The sequence below is a fragment of the Sphingopyxis sp. P1IMeth2 genome (assembly GCF_900185685.1).
Classification (GTDB): Bacteria; Pseudomonadota; Alphaproteobacteria; order Sphingomonadales; family Sphingomonadaceae; genus Sphingopyxis; species Sphingopyxis terrae_A.
Genome location: NZ_FYAT01000017.1, coordinates 168,957 through 186,019, shown reverse-complemented (window position 1 = coordinate 186,019; position 17,063 = coordinate 168,957). Strand labels below are relative to the sequence as shown.

Genomic DNA, 17,063 nt, shown 5'->3' with positions numbered 1-17,063 from the left:
CACGCGCCATGAAGGTTCGCATTCTAGGGTGCGGTACCTCTTCCGGGGTACCGCGGATCGGTAACGACTGGGGGCAATGCGACCCCGACAATCCGCGGAACCTGCGCAGCCGGGCCTCGATCATGATTTCGCTCGGCGGATACCGGCTGATCGTCGATACCAGCCCCGACATGCGCCTGCAACTGCTCGACGCCGGGATCGGCGAGGTCGATGGGGTGATATGGACCCACGAACATGCCGATCATACGCACGGCCTCGACGATTTGCGTCAGATCATGCATCTGCGCGGTTCGGCCGTGCCGGCCTACGCCCGCGCGCATGTTCTGGATATTCTGAAATGGCGCTTCACCTATGCCTTTGCCGGCAACGCAGGCTATCCGGCATCGGTCGATCCGATCGAACTGGCCGATCATCAGTGGATCGGACCGATCGAAGTATCGGCACTCGAAATGCCGCACGGCCCGATAAAGGCCAGCGGCCTGATCTTCAGCGACGGTGCGCACAAGATCGGATACGCGACGGATTTTTCACGATTTACGGAGGAAATGGTCGATTTCTTCCAGGGGGTCGACTTGTTCGTGATCGACGCGCTCCGCCGCTATCCGCACCCCACGCATCCGCATCTCGCGATGACGCTCGAAGGGCTCGCCAAGGTCGGCCAGCCGCGGGCCATTATCACGCATATGGACAATACGATGGATTATGACGATCTGGCCGGCGAGCTGCCTGACGGCGTCGAGCCTGGGTACGACGGGCTGGAGGTGGAATTGTGAACGGCGATACCACGGTGCCGATGATCTGGTTCGTCGGGGCCTTTGCGCTGGTCTTGAGCTCGCTCGCGGCCAGACGGCTCAATCTGGCCGACGGCCTGAAGATGGCGCTCACGTGGGTGGCGATCTTTGCGCTCGTATTTCTCGTCGTTCGGACGTGGCAGCTTTTTGCCTGACGATTCAACGAGAGGGGGGCAAACGGGTCTCCCTGTTATATTGAAGTTAACATAATATATATTATCGGATAATCATATGTCTAATGCGCCTTCGCTGTCCCCCATCGATCGACTGCTCGCGATCATGCGTCAGTTGCGCAATCCCGATGGTGGGTGTGAGTGGGATTTGGCGCAGGACTTCACAACGATCTCACCTTACACGATCGAGGAAGCCTATGAGGTTGCCGACGCCATAGCCTCCGGATCGCCCGATGCGATTTGCGACGAGCTTGGCGATTTGCTGCTCCAGGTCGTCTTTCATGCCCAGATCGCCACCGACAAAGGCCTGTTCGGGTTCGACGACGTCGCCAATGCGATCAGCGACAAGATGGAACGGCGCCACCCGCATATCTTCGGCGATGCAACGACGCATGACGTTCGCCAGCAATGGGAACAGATCAAGGCGGCCGAGCGCAGCGCCGACGGCGCCAAAAGCGTGCTCGACGGCGTGGCGTTGTCACTGCCGGCGCTGCTGCGCGCGCAAAAGCTGCAAGGCCGCGCTGCGCGGGCGGGATTCGACTGGCCCGATATCGACGGACCGCGCGCCAAGATCGCCGAAGAACTGGAAGAAGTCGAAACCGCCCCCGACGACGCAGCGCGTGCGGAGGAAGTCGGCGATCTGCTCTTCGCGGTCGTGAACTATGCGCGGCACCTCGGCGTCGATGCCGAAAGCGCACTCCGTGACGCCAACGCCAAGTTCGCGCGCCGCTTCATGGCCGTCGAAGCACGCGCCGGCGCCGACATGGCGGATATGCCGCTCGATGCGCTCGAAGCGCATTGGCAGGCGGTCAAGGCTTCGGAAGCCCCTTAGCCGGCCAGAGGCGGCGGAAGCGGGCCTGATCGGCGGGGTCGAGCCGAACGGTGATCACATGCCCCTCACCCTCTGCCCTGTTATCAAGGACTTCGCCGCGGGCGTGGAGCCAGGCAAGCGCCTCCCCTTCGTCAAAGCCGAGAAAAATCTGCTGTATTTCGTGCCCTTCGGTTAGCCGCGCCGCCATCAGCGTCCGCGCCGCCTCGACGCCCTCACCCGTGAAGGCCGAAATGACGGCGACGTCGCTGCGTCGTGCGGCGATCTCGACGATCTCGGCGCGCCGCTCGGGGGCCGCGGTGTCGATCTTGTTCCAGATTTCGATCTGCGGAATCGGGTCGGCGGTGTCCTCCCCTTCCCCATCCTGCGGCCCGTTGACCCCTAGCGAGTCGAGGATCGCCTTGACGTCGTCATATTGCGCGTCGCTGTCGGGATGGACGATGTCGCGGACATGGACGATCAGATCGGCCGTCGTCACTTCCTCGAGCGTTGCGCGGAAGGCGGCGACGAGTTCGGTCGGAAGGTCGGAGACGAAGCCGACGGTGTCGGAGAGGATTGCCTTGTCGATCCCCGGCAGGCGGATTTCGCGCATCGTCGGATCGAGCGTGGCGAACAGCATATCTTCCGCCATGACGTCACTTCCCGTCAGGCGGTTGAAAAGCGTCGATTTTCCGGCGTTGGTATAGCCGACGAGCGCGACGACGGGCCAGGGTGCCCGCTGCCGCTTGGCGCGTTGGAGTTGGCGTGTGCGCCGGGCATCTTCAAGCTGGCGGCGGATGCGCGCCATACGATTGCGGATCATCCGGCGGTCGGCCTCGATCTGGGTCTCGCCGGGACCGCCGAGGAAGCCGAAGCCGCCGCGCTGGCGCTCGAGGTGGGTCCAGCTTCGCACCAGCCGCCCCGCCTGATAGTCGAGATGTGCGAGTTCGACCTGCAATCGCCCCTCGGCGGTCGCGGCGCGCTCGCCGAATATCTCGAGGATCAGGCCGGTGCGGTCGATCACCTTCGTTCCGAAGGCGGTTTCCAGATTGCGCTGCTGGATCGCGGTCAGCGCGGCGTCGACGATGACAAGCTGGACGTCGTGCTCCGCAATCGCGGGCTTGATAGCTTCGATCTGACCGACGCCGATCAGCGTTGCCGCGCGCGTCTGGCGGAGGCGCAGCGGATGCGCTGCCACCACCTTGAGCCCGATCGCGACCGCGAGCCCTTTCGCTTCCTCGACGCGCGCGTCGAGATCGCGCGACAGGCGCTGGCCGTGCCATTCGGGCACGACAAGCAGCGCGGGCGCACCGCGCGTTACCTCTTCGGCGCTATCGGACATCGGGTCGATCAGGCGTCGCCGTCGGCTTCGCCATTGTCGGTCAGATTAATCGGGCCGTTGGGCTGAACCGTCGAAATGGCGTGCTTGTAGACAAGCTGCACCTGGCGTTCGCGTTCGAGCAGCATGCAGAACAGATCGAAGGCGACGATATCGCCCTGCAGCATGACGCCGTTGACGAGGAACATCGTCACCGACTCTTCGGAACGGCGCACCGCATTCAGGAAGACATCCTGAAGCGCCTTGCCCTTGGCGGTGGGAACTTCGCGCACATCGGCGCCGAGCGAGGCCAGGTCGAAATCATGCGACGGCATGATCGTCGAGATCGCATGCTTGTATACGAGCTGCGACTGACCGTCGCGGCGGAGCAAGAGCGAGAAATTGTCGAACCAGGTGATTATTCCCTGCAGCTTCACGCCCTTGACGAGAAACATCGTCACCGGGGTCTTGCTGCGACGCAGAGCGTTGAGAAAAAGATCCTGAAGATTCTGGTTTTTATCGGACACATTTGCCTCCTGTTTTTGGCGGCCGAGCCGCGGGTTCGATGCGCCGACGATGAGCCCCTTGCCGTCTTCGCGGCCGCAATATGCGGCAAAGAGCGGATTAGGTCTAGGGTAAAGCCACTACCCTTCGCCGTCCTGATTCTCGGTCAATCCCAACAGCTTCAGCTTTCTATGGAGAGCCGAACGCTCCATCCCGATAAAGGCTGCGGTGCGCGAGATATTTCCCGAGAAGCGATTGATCTGGATGCGCAGATATTCGCGCTCGAAATTCTCGCGCGCCTCCTTGAGCGGAATCGCGGTGATCGATTCGCTGTTGGGCAGGATGTCGGTGCCGCCGCGGACCAGTTCGGAAGGCAGCATGTCGGCATCGATCCGGCCGAGCCGATCGCTCGGCGCGAGGATCATCACTCGCTCGATCACGTTGCGCAATTCGCGCACATTGCCGGGCCATTCATGCGCCTGGAGCGCCGCCATCGCCTCCGAACTGATCTCGGGCGGCGGCACGCGCCGTTCGGCGGCATAACGGCCGACGAAATGGTCGCAGAGGCTCGCAATATCGTCGCGCCGCTCGCGCAGCGGCGGAATATGCACGGGCACGACATTGAGCCGGTAATAGAGATCTTCGCGAAAGCGCCCTTCGGCGATTTCGCTCATCAAGTCGCGCGCGGTGCCCGAAATGATGCGCACATCGACGCGGATCATCGTTCGCCCACCGACACGCGTGAAGCTCTGGTCGGTCAGGACGCGCAAGATCTTGCCCTGCGTCGTCAGCGGCATGTCGGCGACTTCGTCGAGGAAGAGCGTCCCGCCATGCGCCTGTTCGAGCAGACCGACGCGGATCGCCCCGTCGTCGCTTTCCGATCCGAACAATTCGATCTCGACCGTTTCGGGGTCCATCCGGGCCGACGAGATGACGCGGAACGGCGCATTCTGTCGCCCGCTCCAGCCATGGAGCACGCGCGCCGCAACCTCCTTGCCGACGCCGGGAGCGCCGGTGACGAGCACCCGGCTGCCGGTTCCCGCCACGCGTTTCAGCGTCGCGCGGACATTGTTGATCGCGGTGCTGCTGCCCGTGAGTTCGTCGGCGGGACCGGCCTTTTCGCGAAGCTGTTCATATTCGAACTTCAGCCGCTCGCTTTCGGTCGCGCGCGCGACGAGGTGCAACAGACGCTCGGCCTCGAACGGCTTTTCGATGAAGTCGTAGGCGCCGCGGCGGATCGCCGCGACGGCGGTGTCGAGACCGCCATGGCCCGAAATGACGATGATCGGCAGCGTCGGATCGAATTCCTTGATCGCCTCGACCAGACCCAATCCGTCGAGCCGCGACCCCTGCAGCCACACGTCGACCAGCGCGAGCGACGGGCGCCGCTGGCGGATCGCCTCGAGCGCGGCATCGCTGTCGGAGGCGGTCCGCGCTTCATAGCCTTCGTCTTCCATGACGCCGGCGACCAGTTCGCAAATGTCGCGTTCGTCGTCGACGATCAAAATATCAAGCGCCATGTTCTTCTCTGTCCTGCCGGTTTCTGATGCGCCCCGGCACCGATTCAATCTGCCCTGTTGGAACTCCCCCGCCCTTGCCCGCCAATGGCCGCAGGCGATCGGCGTGCAGCGTCAGCGTGACCTGCGTCCCCCGCCCTTCCGGATTATCCGAAAATTCAAGCTCGCCATAATGTTGCTCGACGATCTTCTTGACGATCGCAAGGCCGAGCCCCGTCCCGCCCTGCCGCGTGGTCATATAGGGTTCAGCGATCGCGTCGCGCGCCTCGGGCAGCCCGATGCCATCATCGGTGACGCGGATGACCACCGCATCCTGCGGGCCGATGTCGAGTTCGGCGCGGATATGGCCCGAAACCGGGCCATCCGATTTTTTCGTATTTTCCTCAATGGCTTCAACAGCATTTTTGACGATGTTCGTCAGCGCTTGCGATAGCAGGCGGCGGTCGCAGACGAGCGGCTCGATCTCGTTCGGCGTCTTGACGCTGAATATGATGTCGGGCTTCGCGACCTCGAACAGGAACACCGCCTGGCGCAGGATGTCGCGCACATCCTCGACCCCGAAGGTCGGTTTCGGCATTCGCGCGAAGCTGGAAAATTCGTCGACCATGCGGCGCATATCGTGGACCTGCCGCACGATGGTGTCGGTCAGCTTGCGGAAGGTTGCGGCATCGCCCTCGACCTTTTCGCCGAAGCGGCGCTGCAAGCGTTCGGCGGCGAGCTGGATCGGGGTCAATGGATTCTTGATCTCATGTGCAATGCGGCGCGCGACGTCGGACCAAGCGGCGCGGCGCTGATCGAGCAGCTGCTGGGTGATATCCTCGAAGCTCAGCACGAAGCCGTCGCCTTGCGCGACCGCCTTGGCCGCGAGCGTCGCGGGTTCGGCATCGCGGCGGGCCAGCTGAACGATCCCTTCCTGCTCCCCGCCGCTCAGGAGCGCGGCCAGTTCGGGCGCGACATCGCCGAGTGGTTGCCCGGTCAAGGTCTCGGCGTTTTGCCCGATCAGGCTTTCGGCGGCAGCATTGGCGAGAAGAATGCGATGCTGCGCATCGACCGATACGACCGCCGAGGAGACGCCGCTCAGCACTGCCTCGATAAAGCTGCGCCGCGTTTCGAGCTGTTCATTGACGTTGACGAGCGCGCTCGTCTGTCCCTCAAGCTGCTCGGTCATGCGGTTGAAGGCGCGCGTCAGCACGGCAATCTCGTCGTCGCGGGCCGGCGGCGTGACGCGCACCGACAGATCGCCCCTCGCCGCGGTGCGCGTCGCGACGATCAGAGTGCCGAGCGGCCGCGTGATGCGGTCGGCGACAACGATCGCAGCGACAACTGCAAGCGCGAGCAACAGAAGCGAGCCGAGATAGAGCGCGCCGTTGAACTGGAGCTGGAGCTGCTGCGATCGCTGGAACAGATCGTTATAGTCGGCGAGCACCGTGCTGGCGCGCATCGACTGTTGGAACCCCGGCACATTGGCGTCGCGCGACGCATAGACATAAGCCCGCGGCTGGCGCGGAAGTTTTGTCACCGCTTCGATGCGGTCGGGCTGAACATTCACGACGACCTGTTCGCCGGCGTCGAGGCGCTTGACCGTCGCAGGCGTCAGGCGGCTTTCGACTGCGCGCTTGTCGGGGTCGATCATCGCGGCCGTGCGCGGAATGCCGTCGGTTCCGATCTCGATGATCGCGGATTCGTTCAGGCTGCGCACCACAACTTGCTGGAAATAATAGTCGGAAAATTCGGGACTATCGATCGCAACGCGGCCGAGTTGGTCGCTCAAATCCTTGGCCATCGCGAAGGTATTGGCGCTGACTTCGCGCTGATTTTCCTGATAATATCCCTGCGCCAGACTGGCGGCATTTTCGAACATGCCGCGCGAGCGGTCCGAGAACCAGAAATCGACCCCGAACTGGAACAGCAGCGAAGCGAATATCACCACGAGCAGCGTCGGCGTTGCAGCGATCAAGGAAAACAGCGCCACGAGACGCACATGCAGCCGCCCGTTGCCGCCGTCCATCGTGCGTTCGGCGCGCGCACGGGCCACGCGGCTGCCGATCAGGACGATCAGCGCCATCGCGGGGACGAGATTGGCGACCATGATCGCCGCGACGAGCGCCGGGGTCAGCAAACGCTCGCTCTGCGCGTCGCCGGTGACGAAGATATAGGTGCCGATCGCAACACTCGCGATCAGGGCGAGCGTATAATATTCGGGCGCGCCGAACCGCCACCAGCCGCTCCGCGCGTCCGTATCACCGGGTTCGCCGTCAAGAGCCGAGGGGAAAGGCTGCGTCATTGTGGCTGCGATACGACAATCCTGTTGCATAGAAAACACACAATATGCGCCGGCGCGCCGATAAGTGTGCTTTTCCGGTCAACGGGAGCGCGTGCGATGCGGCGCCTAGGGATGCGCGGGATCGATGTCGAGTTGCCCCAATCGCTTGCGCAGCGTGTTGCGGTTTATCCCGAGCCGTCGGGCTGCCTCGAGCTGGTTGCCGCGCACTTCGCGCAGCACGCGGCGGAACAACGCGGCTTCGACGATGGCTTCGAGGTCGCTGTGGATGGCGCCGTCGCCGTCGGTACCCGCCAGCCGTTCGCGCGCCCAATCGTCGACCGCGTGCGCGATCAGGTCCGCCGGCGCGGTGAAGGCGGGCGCCATGCCGCCGCTTTCGCGCAGCACCGTCTCGACATCGCGGGCGGTGACGACGGTGTCGCGCGCCAGAATGGCGAGGCGCTGGACGACATTGCCGAGTTCGCGAACATTGCCCGGCCAGTCGTGGCGTTCGAGCAACCGCATCGCCTCGGGCGCGAATTCGCGGTCGGGCAGCCCCGACTGGCGCCCGGTATCGACGAAATGGCGGACGAGCGCGGCGATGTCGCTGCGCCGGTCGCGCAGCGGCGGCAGGCTGACCGGAATGACGTTGAGGCGATAGAAAAGATCTTCGCGGAAGCGCCCCTCGGCGACGAGGCTGCGCATCTCGCGGTGGGTCGCGGCGACGACGCGGACATCGGCTTTCAGCGCCTGACTGCCGCCGACGGTAGAATATTCGTTGGTTTGCAGGACGCGCAGCAGCCGCGTCTGTGCCTCGAGCGGCATGTCGCCGATTTCGTCGAGGAACAGCGTGCCGCCCGACGCCTGTTCGAACCGCCCGGCGCTGCGGCTGTGTGCGCCGGTGAAGGCGCCCTTTTCGTGACCGAACAGTTCGGCCTCGATCAATTCGCGCGGGATCGCCGCCATGTTGATCGCGACGAAGGGGCCGTTGCGGCGGAGGCCCGTGGCATGGATCGCGCGCGCCACAACCTCCTTGCCCGTCCCCGATTCGCCGAGGATCAGGACCGCGAGGTCGTTCGAGGCGAGCCGCGCGATGGTGCGATATACCGCCTGCATCGCGGGGGCGCGGCCGATCAGCCCGTGGCTGTCGGTTTCGGCCGCATCGACCTTGGCGAGCGGTTGCCGGCCCCGCGCCAGGGCGGCGCGGACGCTGGCGGTCAACTCCTCGAGATCGAAGGGCTTGGGCAGATAGTCGTAGCTGCCGATCCCCTGCGCGCGGACCGCCGTGTCGAGCGTGTTCTGCGCCGAGAGAACGATCACCGGTGTTTCGGGCGCCACACCCGCGCCGGGCAGCGAATCGATGCCGTCGCCGTCGGGCAGGACGACGTCGGTGATGATGAGGTCGGGGCGATGATCGGCGAGCCAGGCGTTGCGCTCGGCGATGCTGCCGACCGCGGCGAACAGCGCGCATTCGTCATCCAGCGTCTCGCGGATGATGAGCGAGATCGCGCGATCGTCCTCGACCAGCAGGATCGTCTTGTCGATGGTCATGGCCGCGGCTCCTTGCCCGCCGAGGGCTGCGCTGCGGGCAGATTGACGCGAAAGCGCGTCCACTCGCCATCGCGGACATGCTGGACGGTGCCGCCCATGTCGCGCGCCAGCTTCGCGACGAGCGCGAGGCCGAGTCCCCTGCCCTCGCGCTTCGTCGTGACGAACGGGTCGAACAGATCGTCGCGAATGTCGGCGGGCACGCCGGGGCCATTGTCGCTGACGCTGACCTCGATCGGCAGCGCGATGCGGCCGCGGCCGTCGCCATTGTCGATCGACAGGCCGTGGCGATAGGCCGTGGCGATGCGGATGACGCCATCGTCACGCCCGCCGAGTGCCTCGCCGGCATTGGTGACGAGGTTCAGCAATATCTGGACCATGGCGTCATGGTTGCCCTGCACCATTGGCAGCGACGGATCGAAATCCTCCGAAAAGCGTACCCCGGGCAATTGCCGCGCGCGCACCGCCTCCAGCGCTTGATGGATCGGCTGATAGAGGTTGATCGGCGTGCAGGCGATCGGCTGCCCGCGCGAAAAATGCTCCATCTGGTCGATCAGCGTCGTGATCCGGTCGACCTCGGCGCAGATCAGCGTCGTGAAGCGTTCGCCGCTTGCATCGGTCTTGCGCGCGAGAAGCTGCGCGGCGCCCTTGATCCCGGCGAGCGGATTCTTGATTTCGTGTGCCAGCATCGAAGCGGCGGCCCCCGCCGCACGGCCCGACCGTCCGATCGCGCCGCCCAACAGTTCGGCTTCGCTTTGCGACGGAACGAGCGCGAGGATACGGTGGCCGTTGCTGCCATAGGGCACCATCTGCATATCGACGAAGATCGACTTGCCGCCGCCGATGCGGATTTCGGCGCGATGGGCGAACAATGCCGAGGTGTCGGGATCGTTCATGCGCTGACGATAGCCGCGGTCCATGCCGATGACGTCATAGACGACGCGCCCGACCATCGCCGACCGGCTGATATTGCAAAGCTGCTCGGCGGCCGCGTTAACGAACAGGACGACGGCCCCGCGGTCGATCAGCAGCGTCGCGACCGGATGCGACTGGATGATTTCGTCATGGTCGAACGTCGGGATGCTCGACGTCAACGCGCTCACGCAGCCGCCTTGCTCAGATAGGGCGCGTAAAATTCCTCGAGCGCATCGAGCACGCCCTTGCTGTCGGGGATCTGGTTGACGCGGTTGCGGAATTCCGCCGAACCGTGGAGCCCCTTTACATACCAGCCGAGATGCTTGCGCGCCATATTGACGCCGGTCATTTCGCCATAATGGTCGATCATCGCCCGATAATGCGATGTAATGACGTCATATTGTTCGTCGATGCCAGGGTCGGGGCGCTCGCCCTCGCCGCGCAGCGCCGCAATCATCTGCCCCAGCAACCACGGCCGGCCATAGGCGCCGCGGCCGATCATCACGCCATCGGCGCCGCTCTGATCGAGCGCGGAGCGCGCATCGTCGACCGAACAGATGTCGCCATTGACGATCACCGGGATCGATACTGCATCCTTGACCCGGCGCACGAAGGCCCAGTCGGCGCTGCCGCGATACATCTGATTGCGCGTGCGGCCGTGGACGGTCACCAGTTTCGCGCCTAAATCCTCTGCGATATGCGCGAGTTCGGGGGCGTTGAGGCTGTCATGGTCCCAGCCCATGCGCATCTTGACCGTCACCGGCACGCTGACCGCCTTGACGCAGGCTTCGATCAGCGCCGCAGCCAGCTTGAGATCGCGCATCAGCGCCGATCCGGCATCGCCGTTGGTGACCTTGCGCACCGGACAGCCCATGTTGATGTCGATGATCGCCGCGCCGCGCTCTTCATTGAGCTTCGCGGCCTCGCCCATTTCATAAGGCGTGCACCCGACAAGCTGCATCGAAACGGGTTCCTCGACCGGATCCCAGGCAGCTTTCTGGATCGATTGCCGCGTCTCACGGATCGCGGCCTGGCTCGCGATCATCTCCGTGACGTTGAGCCCCGAGCCGTAATAGCGGACGATCTTGCGGAACGGCAGATCAGTGACGCCTGTCATCGGCGCGAGGATCACGGGATCCGCGATGGTGATATTGCCGATCTGGATGGGCCGGAGCGGCGCCATAACGGGGAGCTTTCGTTGAATTGCCTAAATTTTGTGCAGCCACTACACGCTAAGGCGCTTTTCCGCAAGCCGCGGCTGCGCTAACCGGCGCGCGTCATGACCGACTCCGCGCCCCTGCCGTCCGGCTCCGTCGCTGTCGTGCTGCTCGCCGGCGGCGTCGGCGCGCGCGCTGGCTTTGCGCTTCCCAAGCAGCTTGTCCCGATCGGCGGCAAATCCGTGCTGCGCTGGAGCCTCGATGCGTTCGCCGCGCACCCCGCCATCGGTGCGGGCGTGCTCGTCGGCGATGATGACGTCGTGGCGGCGACAGGCCCCCTTCCCGCCGGCTGGACGACCGCTGCGCCGGGCATCGAACGCCAGCAGTCGGTCGCGAATGCGCTGGGCGCACTGGCCGACTGGAGCGACGATGCGATCCTCCTCGTCCATGATGCGGCGCGCCCCGGCGTTTCGGCGGCGGTAATCGACCGGCTGCTCGCCGCCGTGGCGGAGGGGGCTGTCGCGGCGACGCCGACGCTGCCCGTTCCCGATACGCTGATAAGCGAGGTTGACGGGGTGGCGGGTGACGTCACCGACCGCAGCCGACTCGCGCGCGTCCAGACGCCGCAGGCCTTCCGGCTCGGTGCTCTGCGCCGTGCTCACGCGGGTACCGGCGACGAGGCGGCGACCGACGATGCGCAACTCGTCCGCCGGCTCGGTCATGCTGTGGCAACGGTTCCGGGCGACGCGCGGCTGCACAAATTGACCTATGCCGACGATCTCATCATTCTGTCCGCCCTGCTCGGAGGAGGCAAAGCCGCGATGCGTACCGCCGTCGGCATGGGTTATGACGTTCACCGCCTTGTTCCCGACAAGCCGCTGTGGATCGGCGGGATTGAAATCGCGCATAGTCATGGGCTTGAAGGGCATAGCGATGCCGACGTCGCGCTCCACGCGCTGACCGACGCGATCCTCGGCGCGCTGGCCGATGGCGATATCGGGGACCATTTCCCGCCGAGCGATCCGCAATGGCGCGGGGCGGCGTCATGGCGCTTCCTGGCCTTTGCCGCCGAACGGGTCGCGGCGCGGGGCGGACGGATCGCCCATGTCGATCTGACGATCATCGCCGAAGCGCCGAAAATCGGCCCGCATCGCGCCGCGATCCGCGCGCGCCTGACCGAAATTCTTGCGATTTCGATTGAAACCATTAGTGTGAAGGCAACAACCACCGAGCGGCTGGGCTTTACGGGCCGCCGCGAAGGGATCGCCGCACAGGCCATCGCGACTTTAGAACTTCCGGAGAATTGAACCTTGCCGTCCGCCGTCGAAACGCGCCAGACCGCGCGCGAAGAAGCCGCCACGTCCGTTCTTGCCGCCAATCGCGCGGCGGGGCGCCGCGTTGCCATCGCCGAAAGCTGCACCGGCGGCATGGTGTCGGTGGCGCTCACTGACATTCCCGGTAGTTCCGATGTCTTCAGCGCCGGATTCATTACCTATTCGGCCGACGCCAAGAAGCGCCAGCTCGACGTCAGCAGCGAAATTCTGGAAACCTTCGGCGAGGTGTCGCTGGCGACCGCCTGGGCGATGGCCGCGGGCGTGCTGGCGAACAGCGACGCCGATGTCGCGGTGTCGATTACCGGGATCGCCGGCCCCGGCGGCGGATCGGACAAGAAGCCGGTGGGCATCGTCGTCTTCGCACGTGCGCTGCGCGGCCAGGACCCCGATGATTATTTCACCCAGCGGGTGCAATTCGATTCGACCGATCGCGCGACGATCCGCCATCACGCGACGATGTTCGCGCTCGACCTGCTTCAACCCGACAAGGATGCGCTGCGCCCGTCGGAGGACGTCACGCTTCCCGCACCATAAAGCGCGTCGGCGCGCGTTTCGAACGCGGCGATCATCTTGCGGAGCGCCTTGTCGAACATCTGCCCGGCCAGCGCCTCGAAGACGCGGCTGCGGAACGAGAAATCGACCATGAAGTCGACCTTGCACCCGCCGCCGTCGAGCGGCGTGAAATGCCATTCATTGTTGAGGTGGCGCATCGGGCCGTCGATATAATCGACGACCACCTTGTCGGGCGCGCGCTTGTGGACGCGGCATGAAAAGCTTTCGCGCAATCCCTTGAAGCCGACGATCATGTCGGCCACCGCCTCGCGATCGCTGTCGGCGCGGACACGCAGCGCGACCACCCACGGCAGAAATTCGGGATAGCGCGCGATATCGGTCACGAGCGCGAACATCTGTTCGGCGCTATAGGGCAGCTCGCGCGTTTCGTGATGCCTCGGCAATGCGGCGTCAGTCCGCCTTGGCGCGCGCGAGCTGGGCTTCGCGCGCGGCGCGCATCTTCGCGAAATCGTCGCCCGCATGATAGCTCGACCGCGTCAGCGGCGAAGAAGCGACCTGCAGGAAGCCCTTGGCGCGAGCGATCTGGGCATAGGCATCGAACGCCTGCGGCGTCACGAAGTCGATCACCTTCGTATGCTTGGGGGTCGGCTGGAGATATTGCCCCATCGTCATGAAGTCGATGTCGGCGCTGCGCATGTCGTCCATCACCTGATGCACTTCCATCCGCTCTTCGCCGAGCCCGAGCATGATGCCCGATTTGGTGAAGATCGACGGATCGCGGCGCTTGACGCTTTCGAGCAAGCGGAGCGACGCATAATAGCGCGCGCCGGGACGGATCGTCGGATAGAGCCGCGGAACCGTCTCCAGATTGTGATTGTAGACGTCGGGCCGCGCATCGACGATCGCGGCAACGGCATCGTCGGGCTTGTTGCGGAAATCGGGGGTCAGAATCTCGATCGTCGTCTGCGGCGTTTCGCGGCGCAGTGCCTCGATCACCTTGACGAACTGGCTGGCGCCGCCATCGGGCAAGTCGTCGCGGTCGACCGAGGTGATCACGATATGGGTCAGCCCCATCTTCGCCGCCGCGGCCGCCGTATGTTCGGGTTCGAGCAGGTCGACGGGGCGCGGCATGCCGGTCTTGACGTTGCAGAAGGCGCAGGCGCGCGTGCAGGTATCGCCGAGGATCATCACCGTCGCGTGCTTTTTGGTCCAGCACTCGCCGATGTTCGGGCACGCCGCTTCCTCGCACACCGTATGCAGATTGAGGTCGCGCATCAGCTTGCGCGTTTCGGCATAGCCGGGGCTGGTCGGCGCCTTGACGCGGATCCAGTCGGGTTTGCGGGCGCGATCGGACGGTTTTTGCAACGGAGCGTTCATGGCGCCCACATAGGCGCACACGCACATCTTCTCAACCGTCCATCCTGTGCTAAAGCGCGCGTCATGACTCGCTTTGCAGAACTGATCGACGGCTATCGCCGTTTCCGCGCCACCGGCTGGCAGCAACAGCGCGACCGGTGGGATGAATTGGCCGAGGGCCAGTCACCCAAGGTGATGGTCATCGCCTGTTCGGACAGCCGCGTCGAACCGTCGCAGATATTCGACACCAATCCAGGCGAGATATTCGTCGTGCGCAATGTCGCCGCGCTCGTCCCGCCCTTTGAAACGACGCCGGGCCGTCACGGCGTATCGGCGGCGCTGGAATTTGCGGTGCAGTTTCTGAAGGTCGAGGAAATCGTCGTGATGGGCCACGGGATGTGCGGCGGCTGCCACGCGGCGCTGCACCGGACGATGGAGGGTGCCGAACCGGGCCGCGGCGGTTTCATCGCCGACTGGATCGCGCTGCTCGACGATGCGAGCAACGAAGTGCGCGCGGCGCATCCCGACTATGACAATCGCGTCGCGGGCCGTGCGATGGAGATGGCGGGGGTGAAGGTCAGCCTCGACAATCTGCGCAGTTTTCCGTGTATCGAGGAGAAGGAAAAGCGCGGCACGTTGCGGCTGCGCGGCGCCTTTTTCGCGATCAGCGACGGCGTGCTCCACATTCTCGATGAAAAAACTGGAGAATTTTCGCCCGCCTGACCCCGCCAGGGGTTGCGCTCCCCCGCGCGGGGGTCCAACAGGCGCGCCATGCTCTCCAAGCCCAACCTGCCGCGCTGGATGCGTCTGTGGCAGTTGCGCGCCGGCCGGCGCGCGCGCAGCGAGGTCGTCGATATCCGGCGGCGCGTCGCGATGGTGGGCGGGGCGCTGCTGCTCGGCTTCGTCGCCCTCGTCTTTGCGGCGGCGGGGGACAAGGTTCAGCGGCTGATCTTTCAGATATCGGCGGTCGCCTGGTGGTTGCCGCTGCTCATCACGCCATCGGTATTCGCGCTGATCGTTTGGCTGACCAACTGCTATGTCCCCGACGCGCGCGGATCGGGCATTCCGCAGATCATCGCGGCGGGTCGCTATCCCGATCAGGCGGCCGACGGCCCGCTGGTGTCACTCAAAACCGCCTTTGCCAAGCTTGCGCTGACGCTGACGACGCTTGCCGCGGGCGGATCGGTCGGGCGTGAGGGACCGACGGTTCAGGTCAGCGCGGCGATCATGGTCGCGATGCACCGGTTGCTCAAGGTCCGCATTTCCGCCGGGGTGTTCATTGCCGGTGGCGCCGCGGGGGTCGCCGCAGCCTTCAACACGCCGCTTGCCGGCATCGCTTTCGCGATCGAGGAACTCGCCTCCGCCTATGAACAGCGAGTAGCGGTGCTGACGATGGGCGCGGTGATGATCGCCGGTCTCGTCAGCCTGTCGGTTGCGGGCGACTATGTCTATTTCGGCGCGATGCGCGAGACGCTCCCCGTGGCCGACGTGCTGTTGATCGCGCCGATCGCCGGGATCGGCGGCGGCTTGGCCGGCGGGCTCTTTGCGCGCATCGTGCTGGCGGCGAGCGACCGTTCTGCCGACTGGGCGCGCAAGGCGGCGGCGCGCCCGATCCTTTTCGCAGCCGTTTGCGGCCTCGTCGTCGCGGGGGTGAGCATTGCGACCGGCGGCGCGACGTGGGGCACCGGCTATGACGTCACCAAATTCCTGGTCGAAGGTAACCACGGCAAACTGTGGTTCTTTCCTGCCAAGTTTGTTACCGCGCTCGCCTCGACGCTCAGCGGCGCGCCGGGCGGCATTTTCGCGCCTTCGCTTGCGGTGGGGGCCGGGTTCGGCAACCTTTTGACGCCCGCCTTTCCCGACAGCCCCACCGGCGCGGTGGTGATGATGGGCATGGTCGCCTATTTCGTCGGGGTGGTGCGCGCGCCGCTGACCGCCGTCATCATCCTGATTGAAGCGACCGCCGCGCGCGGCGTGATCCTGTCGCTGTTCGCGACGGCGCTGATCGCCGATTGGACGAGCGCGCAGGTCTGCCCCACCCGCCTCTATCATGGGCTGTCGAAGCGGATGATGCCGACGAAGCAGAAAGCGTCGGCTACGCCATCGGAGGGCTAAATTCCGGGCGCAGGGTGGCGGCTTTGGGGTGGGGATGGACCTTGCCGCTAACCGCTTTGTGCACCCCGGCGAAGGCCGGGGGCCAGAGTGGCGAACCCTGATCTTTGTACTATGAAGCCCTGGGCCCCGGCCTTCGCCGGGGTACACATATACACGCTGGACTCCACCTCAGTCGTCATCCCGGACTTGATCCGGGATCCATTGTTCCGACGCTGCGTGAATGGATCCCGGATCAAGTCCGGGATGACGATGAAGAAGATGTCCGCTACCGGTCGTAACCGGCCATTCGCCTGGATATACACCCGCCTAGGGAATAGCGTAGGTCACGTTCGCCTGACCGACCGGCTTGTCGGGATCGTCGGTCCACACGCGGACATCCATCACCGCGAGCCGCTTGCCGAGGCGCAGCATATAGGCGTCGGCCATGACCGGTCCCGGTCGGCACGGGCGCAGGAACTGATAGTTGAGCGCGCTCGTCACCGCCATCGCGACGGGGCCGATATGGGCGAGGACGAGGGCGTAGGCGGCCATATCGGCAAAGCCCATCTGCGTCGGGCCGGAAATCAGCCCGCCGGGGCGCAGCGCCTTGTCGTTGGGATCGATGCGCGCCTGGATATGGCCCGGCGCGGCCGCGACGACATGGCCGCGCGACCCCGGTTCGGCGTGGGGGAAGGCTTCGGCCATGAAGGCGTTGAGCGCGTCAGCATCCATGCGGATCGCGCTCGCCGAGATAGGCGCCTCCCCCGTCACGATT

At 64.9% G+C, this 17,063-nt stretch carries 17 protein-coding genes; 7 read left to right on the top strand and 10 right to left on the bottom strand.

Annotated elements, in window-relative coordinates; genetic code table 11:
• Positions 1-8: 8 nt before the first annotated feature.
• The 3 genes from P1IM2_RS17660 to mazG all read left to right on the top strand — a co-directional run bounded on the left by P1IM2_RS17660 (position 9) and on the right by mazG (position 1,796).
• A complete protein-coding gene (locus P1IM2_RS17660) occupies positions 9-773 on the top strand; it encodes an MBL fold metallo-hydrolase (protein WP_062902442.1) in 765 nt (254 codons plus the stop codon).
• Positions 770-946 (top strand): hypothetical protein, encoded by a 177-nt coding sequence (locus tag P1IM2_RS17655; protein WP_186403311.1) that lies wholly within the window; start codon positions 770-772, stop codon positions 944-946. The genes P1IM2_RS17660 and P1IM2_RS17655 overlap by 4 nt, the downstream gene beginning before the upstream one ends.
• Before the next feature lie 76 nt (positions 947-1,022).
• Positions 1,023-1,796 (top strand): nucleoside triphosphate pyrophosphohydrolase, encoded by a 774-nt coding sequence (gene mazG, locus P1IM2_RS17650; protein ID WP_062764993.1) that lies wholly within the window; start codon positions 1,023-1,025, stop codon positions 1,794-1,796.
• Here the strand turns inward: mazG and hflX are convergent.
• The 7 genes from hflX to dusB all read right to left on the bottom strand — a co-directional run bounded on the left by hflX (position 1,774) and on the right by dusB (position 11,017).
• Positions 1,774-3,114: a GTPase HflX gene (gene hflX, locus P1IM2_RS17645; RefSeq protein WP_186403310.1), complete on the bottom strand. Its 1,341-nt coding sequence runs from the start codon at positions 3,112-3,114 to the stop codon at positions 1,774-1,776. The two genes, mazG and hflX, sit on opposite strands and share 23 nt — an antisense overlap.
• Before the next feature lie 8 nt (positions 3,115-3,122).
• Positions 3,123-3,617, bottom strand: coding sequence for an RNA chaperone Hfq (gene hfq / locus P1IM2_RS17640; RefSeq protein ID WP_003051691.1), 495 nt, complete (start codon positions 3,615-3,617; stop codon positions 3,123-3,125).
• A 117-nt stretch (positions 3,618-3,734) separates the two neighbouring features.
• Positions 3,735-5,114, bottom strand: a complete 1,380-nt coding sequence (locus P1IM2_RS17635) for a sigma-54-dependent transcriptional regulator (protein ID WP_003051693.1) — start codon at positions 5,112-5,114, stop codon at positions 3,735-3,737.
• On the bottom strand, positions 5,104-7,395 hold the full coding sequence (locus P1IM2_RS17630) for an ATP-binding protein (RefSeq protein WP_186403309.1): 2,292 nt from the start codon (positions 7,393-7,395) through the stop codon (positions 5,104-5,106). The genes P1IM2_RS17635 and P1IM2_RS17630 overlap by 11 nt, the downstream gene beginning before the upstream one ends.
• Before the next feature lie 105 nt (positions 7,396-7,500).
• Positions 7,501-8,922, bottom strand: coding sequence for a nitrogen regulation protein NR(I) (ntrC, locus tag P1IM2_RS17625; RefSeq protein ID WP_186403308.1), 1,422 nt, complete (start codon positions 8,920-8,922; stop codon positions 7,501-7,503).
• On the bottom strand, positions 8,919-10,022 hold the full coding sequence (locus P1IM2_RS17620; RefSeq protein ID WP_186403307.1) for a two-component system sensor histidine kinase NtrB: 1,104 nt from the start codon (positions 10,020-10,022) through the stop codon (positions 8,919-8,921). Before P1IM2_RS17620 ends, ntrC begins: the two co-directional genes overlap by 4 nt.
• Positions 10,019-11,017, bottom strand: coding sequence for a tRNA dihydrouridine synthase DusB (gene dusB / locus P1IM2_RS17615; RefSeq protein WP_186403306.1), 999 nt, complete (start codon positions 11,015-11,017; stop codon positions 10,019-10,021). Before dusB ends, P1IM2_RS17620 begins: the two co-directional genes overlap by 4 nt.
• 96 nt (positions 11,018-11,113) lie before the next feature.
• Here dusB and ispF point away from each other — a divergent pair, with 96 nt between their 5' ends.
• On the top strand, positions 11,114-12,298 hold the full coding sequence (gene ispF / locus P1IM2_RS17610) for a 2-C-methyl-D-erythritol 2,4-cyclodiphosphate synthase (protein WP_186403305.1): 1,185 nt from the start codon (positions 11,114-11,116) through the stop codon (positions 12,296-12,298).
• Between the two features lie 3 nt (positions 12,299-12,301).
• A complete protein-coding gene (locus P1IM2_RS17605; RefSeq protein ID WP_040590758.1) occupies positions 12,302-12,859 on the top strand; it encodes a CinA family protein in 558 nt (185 codons plus the stop codon).
• Here the strand turns inward: P1IM2_RS17605 and P1IM2_RS17600 are convergent.
• Positions 12,802-13,281, bottom strand: coding sequence for a type II toxin-antitoxin system RatA family toxin (locus P1IM2_RS17600; RefSeq protein ID WP_086455588.1), 480 nt, complete (start codon positions 13,279-13,281; stop codon positions 12,802-12,804). The genes P1IM2_RS17605 and P1IM2_RS17600 overlap by 58 nt on opposite strands.
• A gap of 7 nt (positions 13,282-13,288) precedes the next feature.
• Complete coding sequence (gene lipA / locus P1IM2_RS17595; protein ID WP_003051716.1) at positions 13,289-14,242, bottom strand: lipoyl synthase; 954 nt, start codon at positions 14,240-14,242, stop codon at positions 13,289-13,291.
• Between the two features lie 36 nt (positions 14,243-14,278).
• Between lipA and P1IM2_RS17590 the strand changes: the two genes are divergently transcribed.
• Together P1IM2_RS17590 and P1IM2_RS17585 are read left to right on the top strand one after the other, a co-directional pair.
• Positions 14,279-14,917 (top strand): carbonic anhydrase, encoded by a 639-nt coding sequence (locus tag P1IM2_RS17590; protein WP_186403304.1) that lies wholly within the window; start codon positions 14,279-14,281, stop codon positions 14,915-14,917.
• Between the two features lie 48 nt (positions 14,918-14,965).
• Entirely contained in the window at positions 14,966-16,309 is a 1,344-nt protein-coding gene (locus P1IM2_RS17585) for a chloride channel protein (protein WP_186403303.1), read from the top strand.
• A gap of 306 nt (positions 16,310-16,615) precedes the next feature.
• Here P1IM2_RS17585 and P1IM2_RS17580 read toward each other — a convergent pair whose 3' ends face one another.
• Positions 16,616-17,059: a PaaI family thioesterase gene (locus P1IM2_RS17580; protein ID WP_186403302.1), complete on the bottom strand. Its 444-nt coding sequence runs from the start codon at positions 17,057-17,059 to the stop codon at positions 16,616-16,618.
• Positions 17,060-17,063: the final 4 nt, after the last annotated feature.

Bases quoted from the DNA above. Each gene is read 5' to 3' on its own strand.
- P1IM2_RS17660 (WP_062902442.1), top strand. From the start codon at position 9: ATGAAGGTTCGCATTCTAGGGTGCGGTACCTCTTCCGGGGTACCGCGG.
- mazG (WP_062764993.1), top strand. From the start codon at position 1,023: ATGTCTAATGCGCCTTCGCTGTCCCCCATCGATCGACTGCTCGCGATC.
- hflX (WP_186403310.1), bottom strand. From the start codon at position 3,114: ATGTCCGATAGCGCCGAAGAGGTAACGCGCGGTGCGCCCGCGCTGCTT.
- P1IM2_RS17635 (WP_003051693.1), bottom strand. From the start codon at position 5,114: ATGGCGCTTGATATTTTGATCGTCGACGACGAACGCGACATTTGCGAA.
- P1IM2_RS17630 (WP_186403309.1), bottom strand. From the start codon at position 7,395: ATGACGCAGCCTTTCCCCTCGGCTCTTGACGGCGAACCCGGTGATACG.
- ntrC (WP_186403308.1), bottom strand. From the start codon at position 8,922: ATGACCATCGACAAGACGATCCTGCTGGTCGAGGACGATCGCGCGATC.
- dusB (WP_186403306.1), bottom strand. From the start codon at position 11,017: ATGGCGCCGCTCCGGCCCATCCAGATCGGCAATATCACCATCGCGGAT.
- ispF (WP_186403305.1), top strand. From the start codon at position 11,114: ATGACCGACTCCGCGCCCCTGCCGTCCGGCTCCGTCGCTGTCGTGCTG.
- lipA (WP_003051716.1), bottom strand. From the start codon at position 14,242: ATGTGCGTGTGCGCCTATGTGGGCGCCATGAACGCTCCGTTGCAAAAA.
- P1IM2_RS17590 (WP_186403304.1), top strand. From the start codon at position 14,279: ATGACTCGCTTTGCAGAACTGATCGACGGCTATCGCCGTTTCCGCGCC.
- P1IM2_RS17585 (WP_186403303.1), top strand. From the start codon at position 14,966: ATGCTCTCCAAGCCCAACCTGCCGCGCTGGATGCGTCTGTGGCAGTTG.